17 protein-coding genes are annotated in these 15322 nt (G+C 64.5%); 8 read left to right on the top strand and 9 right to left on the bottom strand.

Annotated features, from left to right (window positions below; translation table 11 throughout):
* Both AC1D2O_RS23965 and AC1D2O_RS23960 read left to right on the top strand, forming a co-directional pair.
* On the top strand, nt 1-239 hold a 239-nt coding region (locus AC1D2O_RS23965; RefSeq protein WP_477650799.1), incomplete at its 5' end, for an OmpA family protein.
* A 374-nt stretch (nt 240-613) separates the two neighbouring features.
* A complete protein-coding gene (locus AC1D2O_RS23960; protein ID WP_478094735.1) occupies nt 614-1726 on the top strand; it encodes an RNA methyltransferase in 1113 nt (370 codons plus the stop codon).
* On the opposite strand, the gene AC1D2O_RS23955 is transcribed toward AC1D2O_RS23960, so the two are convergent.
* Both AC1D2O_RS23955 and AC1D2O_RS23950 read right to left on the bottom strand, forming a co-directional pair.
* Nucleotides 1678-2502, bottom strand: coding sequence for an SDR family NAD(P)-dependent oxidoreductase (locus tag AC1D2O_RS23955; RefSeq protein ID WP_478158017.1), 825 nt, complete (start codon nt 2500-2502; stop codon nt 1678-1680). The two genes, AC1D2O_RS23960 and AC1D2O_RS23955, sit on opposite strands and share 49 nt — an antisense overlap.
* Complete coding sequence (locus AC1D2O_RS23950; protein ID WP_478158016.1) at nt 2499-3215, bottom strand: TetR/AcrR family transcriptional regulator; 717 nt, start codon at nt 3213-3215, stop codon at nt 2499-2501. The genes AC1D2O_RS23955 and AC1D2O_RS23950 overlap by 4 nt, the downstream gene beginning before the upstream one ends.
* 286 nt (nt 3216-3501) lie before the next feature.
* Between AC1D2O_RS23950 and AC1D2O_RS23945 the strand changes: the two genes are divergently transcribed.
* The 4 genes from AC1D2O_RS23945 (at nt 3502) to AC1D2O_RS23930 (ending at nt 8764) form a co-directional block, all read left to right on the top strand.
* Nucleotides 3502-4767 (top strand): serine hydrolase domain-containing protein, encoded by a 1266-nt coding sequence (locus AC1D2O_RS23945; protein ID WP_478089859.1) that lies wholly within the window; start codon nt 3502-3504, stop codon nt 4765-4767.
* Nucleotides 4768-4815: 48 nt separating this feature from the next.
* Complete coding sequence (locus AC1D2O_RS23940) at nt 4816-6774, top strand: flavin-containing monooxygenase (RefSeq protein ID WP_478089860.1); 1959 nt, start codon at nt 4816-4818, stop codon at nt 6772-6774.
* A 302-nt stretch (nt 6775-7076) separates the two neighbouring features.
* The gene (locus AC1D2O_RS23935) at nt 7077-7646 is read left to right on the top strand and encodes a hypothetical protein (protein WP_478089861.1); all 570 of its coding nucleotides are present in this window, start codon (nt 7077-7079) and stop codon (nt 7644-7646) included.
* Between the two features lie 176 nt (nt 7647-7822).
* Nucleotides 7823-8764, top strand: a complete 942-nt coding sequence (locus AC1D2O_RS23930; protein ID WP_478089862.1) for a bestrophin family protein — start codon at nt 7823-7825, stop codon at nt 8762-8764.
* Between the two features lie 106 nt (nt 8765-8870).
* On the opposite strand, the gene AC1D2O_RS23925 is transcribed toward AC1D2O_RS23930, so the two are convergent.
* Nucleotides 8871-9635, bottom strand: coding sequence for an H-NS histone family protein (locus tag AC1D2O_RS23925; RefSeq protein WP_478158015.1), 765 nt, complete (start codon nt 9633-9635; stop codon nt 8871-8873).
* 99 nt (nt 9636-9734) lie between these two features.
* Between AC1D2O_RS23925 and AC1D2O_RS23920 the strand changes: the two genes are divergently transcribed.
* Nucleotides 9735-9965, top strand: coding sequence for a hypothetical protein (locus AC1D2O_RS23920; protein ID WP_478158014.1), 231 nt, complete (start codon nt 9735-9737; stop codon nt 9963-9965).
* A gap of 10 nt (nt 9966-9975) precedes the next feature.
* Here the strand turns inward: AC1D2O_RS23920 and AC1D2O_RS23915 are convergent, their stop codons facing one another.
* The 3 genes from AC1D2O_RS23915 to AC1D2O_RS23905 all read right to left on the bottom strand — a co-directional run bounded on the left by AC1D2O_RS23915 (nt 9976) and on the right by AC1D2O_RS23905 (nt 11832).
* The gene (locus AC1D2O_RS23915; protein ID WP_478089864.1) at nt 9976-10266 is read right to left on the bottom strand and encodes a hypothetical protein; all 291 of its coding nucleotides are present in this window, start codon (nt 10264-10266) and stop codon (nt 9976-9978) included.
* Between the two features lie 175 nt (nt 10267-10441).
* Nucleotides 10442-10945, bottom strand: coding sequence for a VOC family protein (locus tag AC1D2O_RS23910; RefSeq protein ID WP_478089865.1), 504 nt, complete (start codon nt 10943-10945; stop codon nt 10442-10444).
* Nucleotides 10946-11118: 173 nt separating this feature from the next.
* Nucleotides 11119-11832 (bottom strand): phosphatase PAP2 family protein, encoded by a 714-nt coding sequence (locus AC1D2O_RS23905; protein WP_478089866.1) that lies wholly within the window; start codon nt 11830-11832, stop codon nt 11119-11121.
* 138 nt (nt 11833-11970) lie between these two features.
* On the opposite strand from AC1D2O_RS23905, the gene AC1D2O_RS23900 reads away from it, so the two are divergent.
* On the top strand, nt 11971-12666 hold the full coding sequence (locus AC1D2O_RS23900) for a carboxypeptidase regulatory-like domain-containing protein (protein WP_478089867.1): 696 nt from the start codon (nt 11971-11973) through the stop codon (nt 12664-12666).
* 133 nt (nt 12667-12799) lie between these two features.
* Here AC1D2O_RS23900 and AC1D2O_RS23895 read toward each other — a convergent pair whose 3' ends face one another.
* From AC1D2O_RS23895 to AC1D2O_RS23885, 3 genes are all read right to left on the bottom strand, one after another.
* Complete coding sequence (locus AC1D2O_RS23895; RefSeq protein ID WP_478089868.1) at nt 12800-13240, bottom strand: desulfoferrodoxin family protein; 441 nt, start codon at nt 13238-13240, stop codon at nt 12800-12802.
* Nucleotides 13241-13262: 22 nt separating this feature from the next.
* A complete protein-coding gene (locus AC1D2O_RS23890; protein ID WP_478089869.1) occupies nt 13263-13637 on the bottom strand; it encodes a response regulator in 375 nt (124 codons plus the stop codon).
* Nucleotides 13638-13701: 64 nt separating this feature from the next.
* Nucleotides 13702-15279 (bottom strand): sensor histidine kinase, encoded by a 1578-nt coding sequence (locus tag AC1D2O_RS23885; protein ID WP_478089870.1) that lies wholly within the window; start codon nt 15277-15279, stop codon nt 13702-13704.
* Between the last annotated feature and the right edge of the window lie 43 nt (nt 15280-15322).

Raw genomic sequence — 15322 nt, 5'->3', positions numbered from 1 at the left:
GCCTCGAGTTCAACCAGCGCCTGTCCGTGGCACGGGCCAACTCCGTGCGCGACTACCTGGTCAGCCAAGGCGTGCCGGCCAACGTGATCCAGACCGAAGGCCGCGGCCCGTCGGACCTGAAGGTCACCGAGGCCGATTGCAAGGCCCAGGGCAAGGCCAGGAACCGTACCGAGCTCATCGCCTGCTTCGAGCCGAACCGCCGCGTGGAAATCCGCGCCGCGGGCGAGCAGGGGGGCTAGGTTCGCCGGGCGAAACCGGGTCGCTTGATCCGCCTCCCGGGTTTCGTGGAGACCCGTCAGCTTGAGTCAGGCCGGCATGGCCTGCTGCTCAAGCTGACGTTGGAGTTGGCCTCGAACCCGGCCGGCGGCACGTCGTCCAGCGGCTCTGTCAGCCGGCGGTGGTTGAACCTGAACCAGGGAGACCCATTCGAGGGTGGCCAGTTCCACGGACTCCCTAAGCGCCAACGACCCGGGTGGCCTCGGGGCAGAAACCTGCGTTGGTATCCAGTGGCTGCCGTGCACAATCGGTGGCATGTCGACCATCACTCTGTACGTTCGGGCGGGCTCGGCTGGATCACTGAAGTGTTCCAGAGTCCGATTGCCCTAGGCTGCGCATGCGAATCCACGAGCTCAAACGGCGACTGCGGGACGCCGGCGCGGGCCCCCTCCACGAACACCGCATCCTGCGGCTGTGGTCCCATGCGTTGCCCCGGGACAGCGGCAAGCGTCGACCGGAGAGCTTTTTTCCGTCGTCGCTGCTGGCTGCCTTGCCATCCATCGAAGCGGAACTCGCGGGACTGGCACGCATCCACGCGGTGCATCCCGGGGCCGATGGCTCCGAGCGGCTGCTCGTCGCCCTGGCGGACGGTCAGACCGTCGAAAGTGTGCTGCTGCCTCGAGACGGTCTCTGCGTCTCGTCGCAGGTGGGGTGTGCCGTCGGATGCCAGTTCTGCATGACGGGGCGCGACGGATTGCTGCGCCAACTGGAAAGCGCCGAGATCATTGCGCAGGTCGCCCTCGCACGCATGCGCCGGCCGGTGCGCAAGGTGGTGTTCATGGGCATGGGTGAGCCGGCCCACAACCTGGACAACGTGCTGGAAGCGATTGACCTGCTCGGCACGGCGGGCGACATCGGCCACAAGAACCTGGTGTTCTCCACCGTGGGCGATCCACGCGCGTTCGACAGACTGCACCAGGAACGCGTCAGACCTGCGCTGGCGCTCTCTTTGCACACGACCAAGGCGGAGCTGCGCAGAAAACTCCTTCCGCGGGCGCCGAACATGACGCCCGAAGAACTGGTCGCCGCATGCGAAGGCTATGCCCGGACGACCGGTTATCCGATTCAGTACCAGTGGACGCTGCTGGAAGGCGTCAACGACGGGGAAGAGGAGATTGAAGGCATCGTCCGCCTCCTTTCCGGCAAGTACGGCGTGCTGAACATGATTCCCTTCAACGCGGTGGATGGCGTGGCGTTCAGTCGCCCCTCGTGGGAGCGCTGCAAGCAGATGGCCCGCACGCTGCACCAGCGGGGCATATTGACGAAGCTGCGCTATTCAGCCGGCCAGGATGTCGACGGCGGGTGCGGTCAGTTGAGGGCGCGCGCAGCCGAAGTGCAGGTGCCGCTTCGAAGGGCCGAAGACTTGCGGCAGGCGGCATTCGACCAGAACCGCATTGCGCATCAAATCGCGAATCCGCCGTCGATCTCCACGACCTGGCCCGAGATGTAGTCGGCTTCCGGCATGCAGAGGAGCACCACGCCGCCCGCGGCCTCCTCGGGGGTACCCCCGCGGCGCAATGGAATCCGGAGGTGTATGTCATCCAGCGCGGCGCGGGTCAGGCCGACTCGCAACTTTCGACCATGGATATCGATGGCGGTTTCGCCCTTGATTTCTTGCGTCATGCGGGTCTCGATCAGGCCGAACGCGACGGCGTTGACGTTCACACGGTCAGGACCCAGCTCGCGCGCGAGGCTTAGCGTCAATCCAACAAGGCCAGCCTTCGCGGCGGAGTATCCAATCTGGCCCGCGGCGCCATGCGTTCCCGAGATCGAAGAGACATTCACAATCTTGCGATGACGGCCCGCCGTTGCGTCTTCCGCTTGCAACGGCGACGATTTCCAGTACTGGACCACTTTGCGAATGATCCGAAACGGTGCGCCGAGATGGACGTCGAGCATGGCGTTCCACTGTTCATCGGTCGTTTTTTCTACTCGGCTGTTCCAGATGTACCCAGCGTTGTTCACCAGAATGTCGATGCCGTGGAAGCGGTTGATCGCTTCCTCGACAAACCGTTCAGGAAATCGTGGGTCAGTGACGCTTCCGGCCACGGAAACCACCTCGGCACCTTGAGCTGCAAGCGTCGAAGCAACTTCGTGCAGGGGCTCTTCATTCAGATCGTTGATCACGAGGCGCGCACCCTCCTCGGCAAGTTTGAATGCGATGCTTCGTCCAACGCCGCGCGCTGCGCCAGTGACCAGCGCGACCCGCTTTTCAAGCCTTTTCATTGTTCAGGCCCCTTCTTGGTTTTGAGGTGAGTGTTGGCGGCTGACGGGGGGCGCGCCGTCAGGGTACGCATGGCGATCTCCGCCAGGATCTTGGTGAATTCCTCGGGGAGGGGTGGGCGGTCCTTGCGGTACCACTGAAAGCTGTTGGAGATCATTCCCGTGATCGCTCGGGCCGAGATCGCCGCGTCGGCGACGGCAAATTCTCCGGTCTTCACGCCAGAGGTGATCAATTGCGTGACGCGCTCGTCGATTTCGGCGCGCAGGCCCAGGATGGTCTTGCGATCTGTCTCGTTCAGGTTGGCTGTTTCGCGCAGGTAGACCGCCAGGTAGTGGCCCTTTTCCACCACCACCTGCGTCAATCGAAGACAGAACCACTGCATTCGTTCCGTGGCGGTCTCGTAAGCCGCCTCGGCTTGGTCCAGCGCGGACAACGACAGCTCCGCGCCCTGGCTGCAGATCGCCGCCAGGATGTCGCCTTTGTCTCGGAATTGGTAGTAGATGAACGGCTTCGTCACGCCGAGTCCTTGCGCGATGGCATCCATCGAACAGCCATGAAAGCTGTAGCGCAAGAACAGTTGCGTCGCCGTTTCGAGGATCCGCTCTCGCTTGAGCGCCGCAACTTCTGCCTTCATTCCGGATGCGTCCGCCATCACGGCACGTCTGGCCTTGCTGGAGGGCTTCTCCTTCGTCGCTGGTGGTTTGCTTCGTTCCATGACTGGTGTGGTCTCGGTTGCGTGAGGAAGTCTGCGTGCGCGCGTCCTGACGTCCCGAAATTCTGCGTGCATCACAAGCAAAGGCATCTAATGGTTTGTACCCATAGGGACATAAATATTCCAATCGGTATACTTTAATGTATGGCAGTACATCACGTTATCGGTCGTGTGCGCAGAGAGAGCGACCGAAGAAGATCATCCTCGTCGACACGCTTGCGATGACCGCCACGGGCAAGATTCAGAAGGCTGTGCTTCGGGCCGAGTTCCGAGAGGCGTACTCGCAGCCATGACGCCACGAAGCCGTGCCTGGCGCGATTCCGACGCACACTCCGATTCGCTTCGAGCAGACTCGCCGCAGCCACCGGAGGGCCCTGTTCGGGGCCGTTTCGATGCGGCCTTTGCGGAAGTGGCAGAGGAGTTCGCGCGAGGGTTCGCATTGCGGGGCGAACTGGGCGCCTCGCTGTGCGTGCGGCACGGGGGGCGGATCGTGGTGGATCTTTGGGGGGGCATCGCGGACCACGGCGCAGGCACGCCCTGGCAGGAAGACACCGTGTCTGTCGTCTTTTCCTGCACCAAGGCCGCCACCGCACTGTGCATCCACTTGCTGGCTGCGCAAGGGCATTTGCGCCTCGACCAGCGCATCAGTCACTACTGGCCGGAATACGGTGCCGAAGGCAAGGGCGACACCACCATTCAGATGGTGCTCGATCACACGGCCGGTCTGCCGGCGTTGAGGCAACCGCTGAAGAAAGGGTGTCTCGAGGACAGTCCCTACATGGTCGAACACGTGGAGCGTGAAGCGCCGTTCTGGCGCCCCGGCACAGTGTCCGGCTACCACGCGATCACGTTCGGGGTATTGCTGGGTGAGTTGGTTCGCAGGACGACGGGCAGCTCGCTGGGGACGGTTTTCGATCAGTTGATGGCTCGAACCTATGGGTTGGAATTCTGGATCGGACTGCCTGAATCGGCGTGGCCCCGCGTCGCGCCGATCGTTCCGATGACCAGCGCCGAGATGCAGAAGTCCGCCTTTTCGGAGGCAGCAAAGGTCGCCGGCAGTATTCAGAACCTTTTCATCTACAACTCCGGCGACTGGTCGCGACGTGGCATGAACACGCTTCGGGGCATGGCTGTCGAGATTCCGTCCGCCAACGGCGCGACCCATGCTCGAGGCTTGAGCGGACTCTACGAACTGCTGCAGCCGGGCGCGCATCGGGAGCTTCAGGGCCTGCAGGCGGTGGTGCAGCGTCTGCGCAACGCGGCGCCGGCACGCCCTTCGCACGTGGATGCCACCTTGCTGATCCCGACACGATTCTCGGACGGGTTCATGCTGGGCATGAACAACGGCCCCGAGGCCGCCAACGGCAACAACCTGTTGATCGGCCAGGAGGCCTTTGGACACAGTGGGGCGGGCGGGGCCGTCGGATTCATCGACCCGCCAAAGACACTCAGCTTTGGCTACACGATGAACCGGCTCGGCAATGGCGTGCTGGTCAACCAGCGTGGCCAGGCGCTCATCGATGCGACGTATCGCGCCATCGCGCATCTGGCCTGACGAGGTCAGCGGCGCGCTTACTCAACCCCAAACCAGACAGGAGACAGCATGCAGTCAAAACAGACCGAACCGTCGGGCCCGGCGACGGACTGGGAGCGCGCCGTGATCGAGGCGCTTGCCTCCGCGAACATCCCCACGCTCCTGCTCGTGCTGGTGCACCTGACCGGCGACATGCGCTGGCTGTCGGAGCGTTTCCAGTGTGGCCGTGCGCAGGGACTGGACGAGTTGGACTCGGGAGGCCTTGACGAGAAGACTCGCGCGGAGGTGATCGCCGCTGCGGGCGAGGCGATCAAGGCTTGGAGGCAAGGTACGCCGCCAGCATTGCCGGCACCGGATGCAGCGTTGCTGACCCGGATGATGCGTGTGAGCACGGGGGAGAGGATTCCCGACGGCTACGGCTCCATCGTCGCGGCCGGGCTGGGGTTGGATGAGGCTTTCTTGCTCGATCAACGAAGCGCCTTTGAAGTACCCCGGGACTTCCTTGTCGTGATCGTGGGCGCCGGTGTCGCGGGACTCTGCGCGGCCATTCGCCTGCAGGGGGCGGGTGTCCCTTACGTGGTGATCGAGAAGAACGCCAGCGTCGGGGGAACGTGGTACGAGAACCATTACCCGGGCTGCGGCGTCGACACCCCCAGCCACATCTATTCGTATTCGTTCGCCAAGCACGATTGGAGCATGCACTTTGCGCTGCAAGAGGAAATCCAGTCCTACTTCGATCGCGTCGCGGACGACTTCGGGGTGCGGCGCAATATCCGCTTCAACACGCGAGTTCAAAGCGCTCGGTATGACGAAGAAAACGCACAGTGGAACGTCGTGGTCGATGGCGGGAATGGGCTTGAAAGCATTCGGGGCAACGTGTTGATCGGGGCGGTCGGCGTCCTGAACACGCCGAAGCTGCCCCCCATTGCGGGTCTTGCCGAGTTCGACGGCCAGTGCTTTCATACGGCGCGTTGGCCCGAAGGCCTTGACTTGCAAGGCAAGCGCGTTGCGGTGATCGGCAATGGCGCCACCTCGATGCAGGTGGTGCCAGCGATTGGACCGGAGGTCGCTTCGCTGACGGTTTTCCAGCGTTCCAAGCAGTGGGCCGCACCCTTCGCCAGATTTCGCCAGCCGATCTCCAGCGGGCAGCGGTTGCTGTTGAAGGAAGTTCCTTACTACCAGGAGTGGTACAGGCAGCGCCTGGCATGGATCTTCAACGACCGCGTGCATGGCGCGCTGCAAATCGATACGGCTTGGCCGCACCCCGAACGGGCGATCAATGCCCAGAATGACAAGCACCGGGAGTTCTTCACGGACTACGTCAAGGCGGAACTGGGCGACCGCCAGGATCTGCTTGCGGACGTGCTTCCCGACTACCCGCCATTCGGCAAGCGCATGCTGCTGGACAACGGCTGGTACCGGACGCTTCGGCGCCCCAATGTGCGCCTCGTGACGGATGGTGCTGCGCGCGTCGAGGGGGACACCGTGGTCTCGACCTCCGGCGAGCGCTTTCCTGTTGACGTGCTGATCGTTGCCACGGGATTCGACGCAGTCAATATTCTCGCGTCGCTCGATGTGGTGGGCCGCGGTGGTCTGTCGATTCGCGAGGCCTGGTCGACGCGCGGTCCGGAGGCCTACATGGGAATGACGGTGCCGGGCTTCCCCAACTTCTTCGTGCTTTCGGGGCCGAACACGGGCCTGGGACACGGGGGAAGCGTCGTCGCCGCGATCGAAACGCAGGTGCGCTACGTCATGGGAATCCTGCAGAAGGCGATCGCGAAGCACGGCGTGAATTTCGAAATCACGGTGAAGCCGGCAGTCAGCGAGGCGTTCAACGAGCGTGTGCAGGCGGCGCACGACCGGATGATCTGGAGTCACCGGGGAATGAGCAACTGGTACCGCAATGCGCAGGGACGGGTGATCGTGACCACGCCGTTCCGCAATGACGATACATGGCATATGGCCCGTCGCACGGATCTGGATGATTTCGACTGCAGGACCGTGAAGCCCGAAGCCACTGGCGCATGATCAGGGCCTTCCAGCAGGAGTCCGGCGTCGAAGTGCTGCCTGCCTGGGGCATGACCGAGATGAGTCCGGTGGGGACTCTCTGCACACTCAAGAACAAGCACCTGTCGCCTGCGGCCGCGAGCCATTTCGTAGGCATTCGGCGATCTTGCTGCCAAGTTGCGTGAACTATGTCAAGTTCGCTGTGATAACTTGGCATCACCCTGAATGATCCGCGTCGCGCCTCTCTTAAAGTCGAGGCGAAAGGCAACAGCGTTCGGAGCGGGCCGGGGAATGGGCCTCGCGCACGACCGGCGAAGTGCTTCATGACGTTCAAGAAACTCCGGATCACCGGGCCCGGGGCTGCTCCCTACCAGCTCGGCCAACCCATGTACGTGTACGACGCCAGCGTTCTCCTAGGAACGCTGGACCCCGTGCCGGTGGGCAATGCCGGCACCGAGATCCACATCGAGCATTTCACCCCGACCCGCGTCGTGCATGAAGAGCGGCGTCACCTCGGCCGGCTGGTGTTCCTCGAGATCTGCGCGTTCATCTCGGAGCACTTCCACCAGGTGCAGGCGATCAGCTTCGCGTTCAGCCGCGAGGTGAGCGTCCTGGGCGGTGGCGTTCAGCAGGCGGCCGCACGCGTCGAGACGATGGATCGCATCGGCGCCATGAATGTCCAGATCCGGCCCCTGGCGGATGCGCTGCCGGGGCAGTTCATCGTCTCCGGCGTGTGGGCCTACAGCGAATCCAGCATCGAAGCCCTGCGCGTCGTGCTCGAAGAGCAGCGCGCGCTCTATCGCGAGCGACCGATCTCCATCGGCGTGGCGGACAAGCCCGGCGTGCGCGCGGCGCTGCGCCGGCTGATCTCGGGGCGGCGCAAGGGCGGGTAGGGCGGCCCGGGATCGGCCCTGCCGCAGACGAAGCGCGAACGCACCTCGGGGTCGCGCAGGGCGGTGTAGGCGCCGGCGATCGTCGCGATCACGCCATCTCCTCAGCGACAATTGCCGCATCGCACCGTCGAAAGTGCGAATCCCGCCATGCTTTCCGTTCCGAAGTCGCTGTCCCTATGATCGTCCGGCCACGCCCGTCCGGGTTCAAATTGTTTCTGTTGTGGCGTGGATCCATCCTGCCGCGTATCGCCATTCCGTTGCTGGTCAATGTGCTGGTCGCCGTGCTGGTGACTGCGGCACATGGAAGTCTGGGCAGCCTCAAGATCCCGATCGGGACCGCGCCGTTCGCCTTGCTCGGCCTGCCGTTGGCCATCTTCTTAGGATTTCGCAACTCTTCCGCCTACGACCGTTTTTGGGAAGCGCGCAAGCTCTGGGGCGAGGTGGTCCTGCGCACCCGTGGCTTGGCGCGGCAATGCCAAAGCCTGATCGTCGGCGACGGGCCGGTGGATGCGGGCAACGGCGGCCTTGACGATCTGCGCGTGCGCATGACGCTGCGCAGCGCAGCGTTCGCGCATTCGCTGCGCCATCTGCTGCGCCACAGCGACGGGCGTGCGGACACGCGGCCCTTCCTGCGCGATGCCGAATGGCGGGACATGGCCAACTTTTCCAACAAGCCGCATTTCCTGCTGCTGCGCATGGGCGCCGACCTGCAGGAGGCCATACGAACCGGGCGAATCGACCCGGTTCTGGCCGTGAATGTGGACAACACACTGAGCGCGCTCGGCAGCGCGGCTGCGTCATGCGAACGAATCCTGGGAACGCCCATCCCGTTCTCGTACACACTGCTGCTGCATCGGACGGCCTACCTGTATTGCTACCTGCTGCCATTCGGCCTGGTGGACTCGGTCGGATTCATGACGCCCTTTGTCGTGCTCATCATTGCCTACACGTTCTTCGGCCTGGATGCCCTGGGCGATGAAATCGAGGAACCCTTCGGTTCCGAAGCGAATGACCTGCCGCTCGATGCGATCTGTCGCGCCATCGAGATCGATTTGCGAGAGTCGGTGGGCGATACGGCACCCGAGCCGCTGCAGCCGATCAAATACGTCCTGCGTTGAAGCCGGCACCCTTTGCGCTTGCCTCTTGTGAGCAGCTGTGAAAAAAAAGGCAGCCGAAGCCGCCCTGACGAGGCCGCCGTATCAACGGCCTAGCCTCGGTCACAGACTACATGGCAACGGCAGCCGCTGTGGCTTCGGGCGTCGTAGACGCCGGTTGGTTCGCGACAGCCGCCTTGCGCGCCGCTTTTGGAGAGCCTGGTTTCGCCTTCTTGCGGGCGGGCCCCGCTGTCTTCGCTGCGACCTTCTTCACCGGCTTCGAAGCACCCGCCGCCTTGTTCGCGCCAGCCTTGGTGGCCGGCGCCCCCTTCACCCTGGTGGATTTCACCGTGGTCTTTGCGGCACGCGCAGGCGCCGCAACTGCTGCGCTGAGCGATGATTTCGCGGCCATCGACACCTTCACTGGCTTGACCTTGGAGGATGCAGCCGACTTGACGCGCTTGGACCCGATCGTCTTCGCCGCAACTCTCTTCGCGGGCGACGCGACGACGGGTGCAAGCGGTTCAGCTGCCATCGCCGGTGCCATGCCGACCATGAAACTGTTGAGGGTCCGACCGGCAGCGATGGCGTTGCGCAGCCAGGCTGGCCGCGGCCCACGCCCGCCCCACTGATTGCCATTTCCATCGCTGAACTTCGCACCCTTGGACACCGTGCCACCCTTGCGTTTGGTCGCATTGGTCTTTTTCGAAGCCGAGCGCGGGACAGCGGAAGCGGAGGTCGAAGCGAATTTCAGATCGCTCGCCGCAAGGCTGAACTTCGAGATCAGGTCGTTGATCTTTGCGATTGCACCTTTGGCCTCAACGGCCAGTTGCTTTTGCGCGGAGGCCTGGAGAGCGACGATCTCGCGTGCCAGTTGTGCGTAGGTTTTAGTCATTTGATAGCTGAGAGTGAAAACAGGGGAGTCTAATTTGTTCCGGCTGACCCACTGGAAATTCAACGGATATAGCTCCGCCGCCCTGGATTCATTCTTCCGATGACCCATCCCGGATCGCTCAAGAAGTGCCGTCTTCAGCCGCAGCGTCCCTGGCAACGCGAGCATCCAGCGAGCATCGAATCCATTGGCGCATCCGATCCCTTGGGCAGCGAAATCCTTGATGGGTGCTTTTGCAACTTCAAGCGCTGCAATCGCGGTCGGGAGAAGCACGCCGATGTCGGTGGGGCGACCCTTTTCCTGACCCGCTCCGCGAGCCGCACCGGCATGTGACCAGCACGGCCTACAGCGCCTCTCGGCGGAGGCTGTTGACCCAAAGCCGGGCATGACGCTGTTCACGACTCTCGAAGCGTTCCGTGAACCGACGGATTGCGGGCCGTTCAATCGCGGCGATTGTCATCCAGTCCGTCGTACCGAAAGGCTCCGATTCGCTGCTCCGTTCGACAAGCGCAGGGCGCAGCGCCAAGACCTGTTCGACCGCAATACCCAGATCTGCATCCAGTATTCGCAATGCAATTTTTGCCGCCTTGGGGCTGAGCATTTGTACCTTGCGAAGGTGAGAGTCCAAATCCATGAGCGGCTCCTTCTTTGCGTAACCGGGCGTATCAATATACAGGTGCCGGCTCGAAATGTGAAATTTTCACATGTAACCTGGGCCCAGTCCTGCTCTCGAACCGCAAGGTCGGACCGTTCCCGGGAAGCCGATCGGGTGACTCAGCCCCGCCCTCTGGGCCGTCGGCCGGACGCGATCAACGTGTGGATAGGTCTCGGCCCTGCCGTGCCGCCTCTATCGCGGCGATGTCGATTTTCTTCATGGTCATCATCGCGTCGAACGCGCGCTTGGCCGCCGCGCGATCGGGGTCGGATATCGCCGCGATGAGCGCGCGCGGGGTGATCTGCCATGACAATCCCCACCGGTCCTTGCACCAGCCGCACTCGCTTTCCTGGCCGCCATTGCCCACGACCGCGTTCCACAAGCGGTCGGTTTCGGCCTGGTCGTCGGTCGCGATCTGAAACGAGAAGGACTCGTTGTGCTTGAAGTGCGGACCGCCGTTCAACCCGATGCAGGGGATGCCGGCGACCGTGAACTCGACCGTCAGGACATCACCCTGCTTGCCGTCGGGATAGTCGCCCGGTGCGCGGAGGACGGCGCCGACAGCGCTGTCGGGGAATGTTTCGGCATAGAAGTTCGCAGCGTCAACGGCGGCGCCCTCGTCCTCGTACCACAGACAGATCGTGTTCTTGCTGGTCATTTCGTGTCTCCTGATGAGTTGCGCATTCGGCATCCGCCATCGCCCGCACTGATCCAATTGTCCTGATCGCGGGACCTCGGTCTGTCGGATGGGATGCCGTTGTGCGCCACCGCCTGCCACATCGACATACCGATGCGCAGCGCGCGTCGCCGTCGCGGCCGCCTCGCGCGTGGTCAACCCTCCCGGCGGCGCCGGCGCAGCAGCCCGAACGCCATCATCGACCAGCCCATCGCCCAGGCTGTGCCGAGGGCCCAGCCGCCGAGCACGTCGCTGGCCCAGTGGACGCCGAGTGCCACCCGGCTGAGGCCGACCAGCAGGGCGGCGACGGCGGCGATGGCGAGGATGTAGAGCCGCTCCGAAAGCCGGATCCGCGTGCTGGCCGAGATCACGCCGAGCGTCAGGAAGACCGCGGCCGACATGCTCGCGTGCCCACTGGGAAAACTCAGGCCGTAGGCCGCGTAGTCGGCCAGCGCGGCATCGGGGCGCAGGCGGCCGAAGGCCGGCTTCAGCAGGCTGACCAGGACGGCGCCGCTGAGCGAGGAGGCCACCACCATGAGCGCGTGGGTGCGCGCCGACACCAGCAGCAGGTAGCCGGCCGTGGCGAGCGTGAAGAAGGTCAGGACGGTGGTGCTCCCGAGCCCGCTCAGGTCGCGCATCGCGTGCGCGAACAGGGGGTGGGCGTCCCTGAAGGCCTTGGCCTCGCGCAGCAGCGTCATGTCGATGGCGTGGGTATCTCCCTCGATCACCTCGCTGGCCACCAATACGAACGCAAGCAGCAACAGCAGGACGGCGAGACCGCTGGCCAGCGGCTTCCAGAGCGGCCAGAGGCTGTCGAGGCGGCCGGCCGAAAGCCGCTGCAGCCGGGTGCGGAGGGAAGAGCTGGACATCGGCGTGATCTTGACACGGTGCGTGTCCGGCATTCGGCCTACGTCGAATGTCGTCGGTGACGCCCTCTCTTCGGCGTATTGACGCCCTGCGAGGGCACGCAATACTCCTTGCCAGGCGACCCACGAAGGGAGTTTCCATTGACTGGAGCCCGGTTCCCGACCGTCCTGGCGCTGCTGTTCCTGTGCGGCGGCCTGCCCGGCCACGGCCTGGCCGGCGAGCTCAGGGGCAAGGTGGTGTTCGCGGGCGTCGCGCCGGCACAGGGCAAGGTGCCGGTCACGATCGACCAGTATTTGTGCGGCCACGAGAAGCCGGCCGACGACCTGCAGTTGTCCGCCAACAAGGAGATCCGCAACGCCGTGGTCTGGATCGAGACGCCGCCGCCCGGCGCGCCGCTGCCGTCCCGAACCGAGAAGGTCGAGCTCGACCAGAAGGGCTGCGCTTTCGTGCCGCGGGTCGTGATCGTTCCGGCGGGCGGGACGGTGGATTTCCTCAACAGCGACCGGCTGCTGCACAACATCCACGCCACGCCGCAGCGCAATGTCTCGTTCAACCGCACGCAACCGATGGGGCGGACCATTCCGGTCACCTTCGCTGCGCCCGAGATCGTGCGCATCAACTGCGACCTGCATGCCTGGATGACGGCCTGGGTGGTGGTGGCGGCGCATTCCTTCTACGCGGTCACGGGCGCCGATGGCCGCTTTGCTTTCGACAAGCTGCCGCCGGGCCAGTACAAGCTTCAGGTCTGGCACGAACGCCTCGGGACCGTGCCGGCGAGCGTGACGGTGAGCGACCAGCAAGTGACGCAGGTCACGGTCGAGATGAAGGAGCGGTGAGGGAGCGTGGGGGCTCAAGTCAGGCCGGCGCCGGGCCGCCAGCGCGGCGAAGTCCGCGCTTCGCGCAGACGGGCGGCCTGCTGACTCCCCCTCGGGGGGCAGCGACCCACACGCAGTGGGGGAGCGTGGGGGCTCAAGGAATCACGCTGATCTTCTTCGAGGCCTCCCAGGCGGCGGAATGGGTCGGCTCGGCCACCGCGCGCAGCGACCCGCCTTCGTCGAGTGCCACCTTGAAGGTCACGGTCGGCGACGAATACACCGGGTGCAGGTAGGCGCGCGCGATCTCCACCGAGTCCTTGTAGAGCGCGATGTAGCGCACGAAGTGCTCCTGCAGCGACGGGTGCAGCGATCCGGCGCCGACGCTGACCGTCACATCGAACCAGGCGCCGCGCTTCACGCTGTCGGGCGCGGTGATCTTCGGCGTGTGCTTGGGGTCGAAGGTGGTGTGGGGCTGGCGGAATTCGGGTGTGAACTGCTGCGCCTGCTCTTCTTCGGCCTGCGCCCGCGTCGCCCCGCCCAGGAGGCCCAGGAGGGCGAGGCCGGTGTACACGGCATTGCGGATGGTCTTCGTCATGCGCGCCTCCTTGGCCTTGAAGTCAGAGGTCCGGCAGGAACTGCTTGACCATCGCCAGCAGCTCGCTCGGACTGTAGGGCTTGGCGAGATAGCTCGAGGCGCCGGCCTGCATCGCCTTCTCGCGGTCGCCGCTCAGTGCGTACGAGGTGATCACGATGATCGGGATGTGGCGCGTCGGCGCTTGCGTGGTCAAGAGCTTCGTGGCGTCGAGCCCGGACATCTTCGGCAGCTGCACGTCCATCAGGATCAGGTCGGGCAGCTCCTGCTGGGCCAGCGCGACCCCGGTCTCGCCATCGCCCGCCTCGATGAGGCGGCAGGCCGATCGGCTCAGCAGCTGCCGCACGATCTTGCGGTTGTACTCGTTGTCCTCGACGTAGAGAATCTTGCGTTCGCTCATCAGATAACCTCCGTGCTGCGCACTGCGGTGCGAGCCAGCTTGGGAACGGCCCGGCGCTCGCTCATCAGATCACCTCCGTGCTCCGCGCCACGCGCAAGGGCACAGAAAACATGAACCTGGAACCCCGGCCCAGCTCGCTCTCGACCCAGATGCGGCCGCCCAGCCGCTCGACGAACTTCTTCGAGATGCTGAGCCCGAGCCCGGTGCCGCCGAACTCCCGCGTGATCGTGGTGTCGACCTGGCGGAACTCGGTGAAGATGTTGTCGAGCTCCTGCGCCGCGATCCCGATGCCGGTGTCGGCGACGCAGTAGATGAGCTGGTCGCCCGCCAGCTCGACCGCGATGTCGACGCTGCCCTGGCGCGTGAACTTCAGCGCGTTGCCCGCGAGATTGGTCAGGCACTGCGCGAGCCGACCACTGTCGCCATGGGCCACCGGCAGGTCGTCCGGGACATGGGTGGTGAACTGCAGCCCCTTCTCGGCCGCGATCGAGCGCAGGGAGGTCCGCACCGTGTTGACCACGTCGCTGACCGAGTAGTCGTCGAGCGCCAGCTCCATGCGGCCGGCCTCGATCTTCGAGAGGTCGAGCACGTCGTTGATCAGCCGCAGCAGGTTGCGCCCGTTGACCTGGATGTCGGTCAGTGGCTCTTTCAGCTCCGGTGGCACGTCGCCGTAGATGCCGTCGATCATCATCTCGCTGAAGCCGAGGATCGCGTTCATCGGGGTGCGCAACTCGTGGCTCATGTTGGCCAGGAACTCCGATTTGGCCTGGCTCGCGCGCGACAGCTGCTCGTTGAGGTCCACGAGCTTGGCGGCAGCCTGGCGCTGCGAATCGGCGAGACGATGCAGTTGCTGGCTCATGTGGTTCATCCGGTCGGCGAGCGTTCCGAATTCGTCGCGGTTCGGGACCGAGATTTTGCGCCCGAAGTTGCCCGCTGCGACATCGCCGAGGAAACCATGGGCCTCGCGCACCGGCAGGATGAACGACCAGGAAATCACGAAACCGCACAGCCATGCCAGCACCACGGCGCTGACCGCGAACACGCAGGTCAGGATCAGCGAGCGGCGGTTCGCGGCGTCGACGCTCTCGCGCAGCCGCGCCATGCGCGCCTGCTCGGCATCGACCAGCTGGCCCATGCGCAGCGCGATCTGTTCGTCGAGGCGCTCCTCGCGCTGGAGCAGTTCACCCGTGATGTCGGCGAGCTTGCCGTCGCGGATCGCATTGGCGATGTCGGCCACCACGCCCATCGCGTCGTCCTGCGATTCCCGGATCTGGTCGATCAGCCCCTTCTGGCCGGCGGTCGTGGTGGTGTCCAGCTTGGCCAGCGTCTCGTTGAAACGGTTGTTCTCGCGCAGGATGCGCTCGATCGCGGCCTCGTCCCTGGACAGCAGCGCCAGCGCCGTGAAATGCATCTGCCGGGCCAGCGCGTACTGGCTCTGCTGCGACCAGCTGACCCGTTCGTGCGCCTGGTCGAGCAGGCGGCTCTGCGCGGTGGTGTTCAGGAGCAGCAGCAGGCTGGCGACCGCCATCGCAATGAACAGCAGCGTGATGATCAGGAAGGCGACCAGCAGCTTGGTGTGGACCGAAGCCCGGACGTGCGCGACCCGGAGCACCAGCCAGGCCAGGGGTGACCGCTTGAGCACCTGCGTAACAAGCTGTTCGAGTTTGATGGCCAGGCCTCCATCC

The sequence above is a fragment of the Variovorax sp. P1_G12 genome (genome assembly GCF_056405555.1).
Note: the sequence above shows the minus strand (reverse complement) of the source record. Positions and strands in the feature narration are given on the sequence as shown.

What these genes read in the sequence shown, in the direction of transcription:
- AC1D2O_RS23930 (WP_478089862.1), top strand. Translation starts at nt 7,823, where the DNA reads ATGATCGTCCGGCCACGCCCGTCCGGGTTCAAATTGTTTCTGTTGTGG.
- AC1D2O_RS23950 (WP_478158016.1), bottom strand. Translation starts at nt 3,215, where the DNA reads ATGGAACGAAGCAAACCACCAGCGACGAAGGAGAAGCCCTCCAGCAAG.
- AC1D2O_RS23910 (WP_478089865.1), bottom strand. Translation starts at nt 10,945, where the DNA reads ATGACCAGCAAGAACACGATCTGTCTGTGGTACGAGGACGAGGGCGCC.
- AC1D2O_RS23940 (WP_478089860.1), top strand. Translation starts at nt 4,816, where the DNA reads ATGCAGTCAAAACAGACCGAACCGTCGGGCCCGGCGACGGACTGGGAG.
- AC1D2O_RS23925 (WP_478158015.1), bottom strand. Translation starts at nt 9,635, where the DNA reads ATGACTAAAACCTACGCACAACTGGCACGCGAGATCGTCGCTCTCCAG.
- AC1D2O_RS23935 (WP_478089861.1), top strand. Translation starts at nt 7,077, where the DNA reads ATGACGTTCAAGAAACTCCGGATCACCGGGCCCGGGGCTGCTCCCTAC.
- AC1D2O_RS23915 (WP_478089864.1), bottom strand. Translation starts at nt 10,266, where the DNA reads ATGGATTTGGACTCTCACCTTCGCAAGGTACAAATGCTCAGCCCCAAG.
- AC1D2O_RS23955 (WP_478158017.1), bottom strand. Translation starts at nt 2,502, where the DNA reads ATGAAAAGGCTTGAAAAGCGGGTCGCGCTGGTCACTGGCGCAGCGCGC.
- AC1D2O_RS23890 (WP_478089869.1), bottom strand. Translation starts at nt 13,637, where the DNA reads ATGAGCGAACGCAAGATTCTCTACGTCGAGGACAACGAGTACAACCGC.
- AC1D2O_RS23905 (WP_478089866.1), bottom strand. Translation starts at nt 11,832, where the DNA reads ATGTCCAGCTCTTCCCTCCGCACCCGGCTGCAGCGGCTTTCGGCCGGC.
- AC1D2O_RS23895 (WP_478089868.1), bottom strand. Translation starts at nt 13,240, where the DNA reads ATGACGAAGACCATCCGCAATGCCGTGTACACCGGCCTCGCCCTCCTG.
- AC1D2O_RS23920 (WP_478158014.1), top strand. Translation starts at nt 9,735, where the DNA reads ATGACCCATCCCGGATCGCTCAAGAAGTGCCGTCTTCAGCCGCAGCGT.
- AC1D2O_RS23960 (WP_478094735.1), top strand. Translation starts at nt 614, where the DNA reads ATGCGAATCCACGAGCTCAAACGGCGACTGCGGGACGCCGGCGCGGGC.
- AC1D2O_RS23945 (WP_478089859.1), top strand. Translation starts at nt 3,502, where the DNA reads ATGACGCCACGAAGCCGTGCCTGGCGCGATTCCGACGCACACTCCGAT.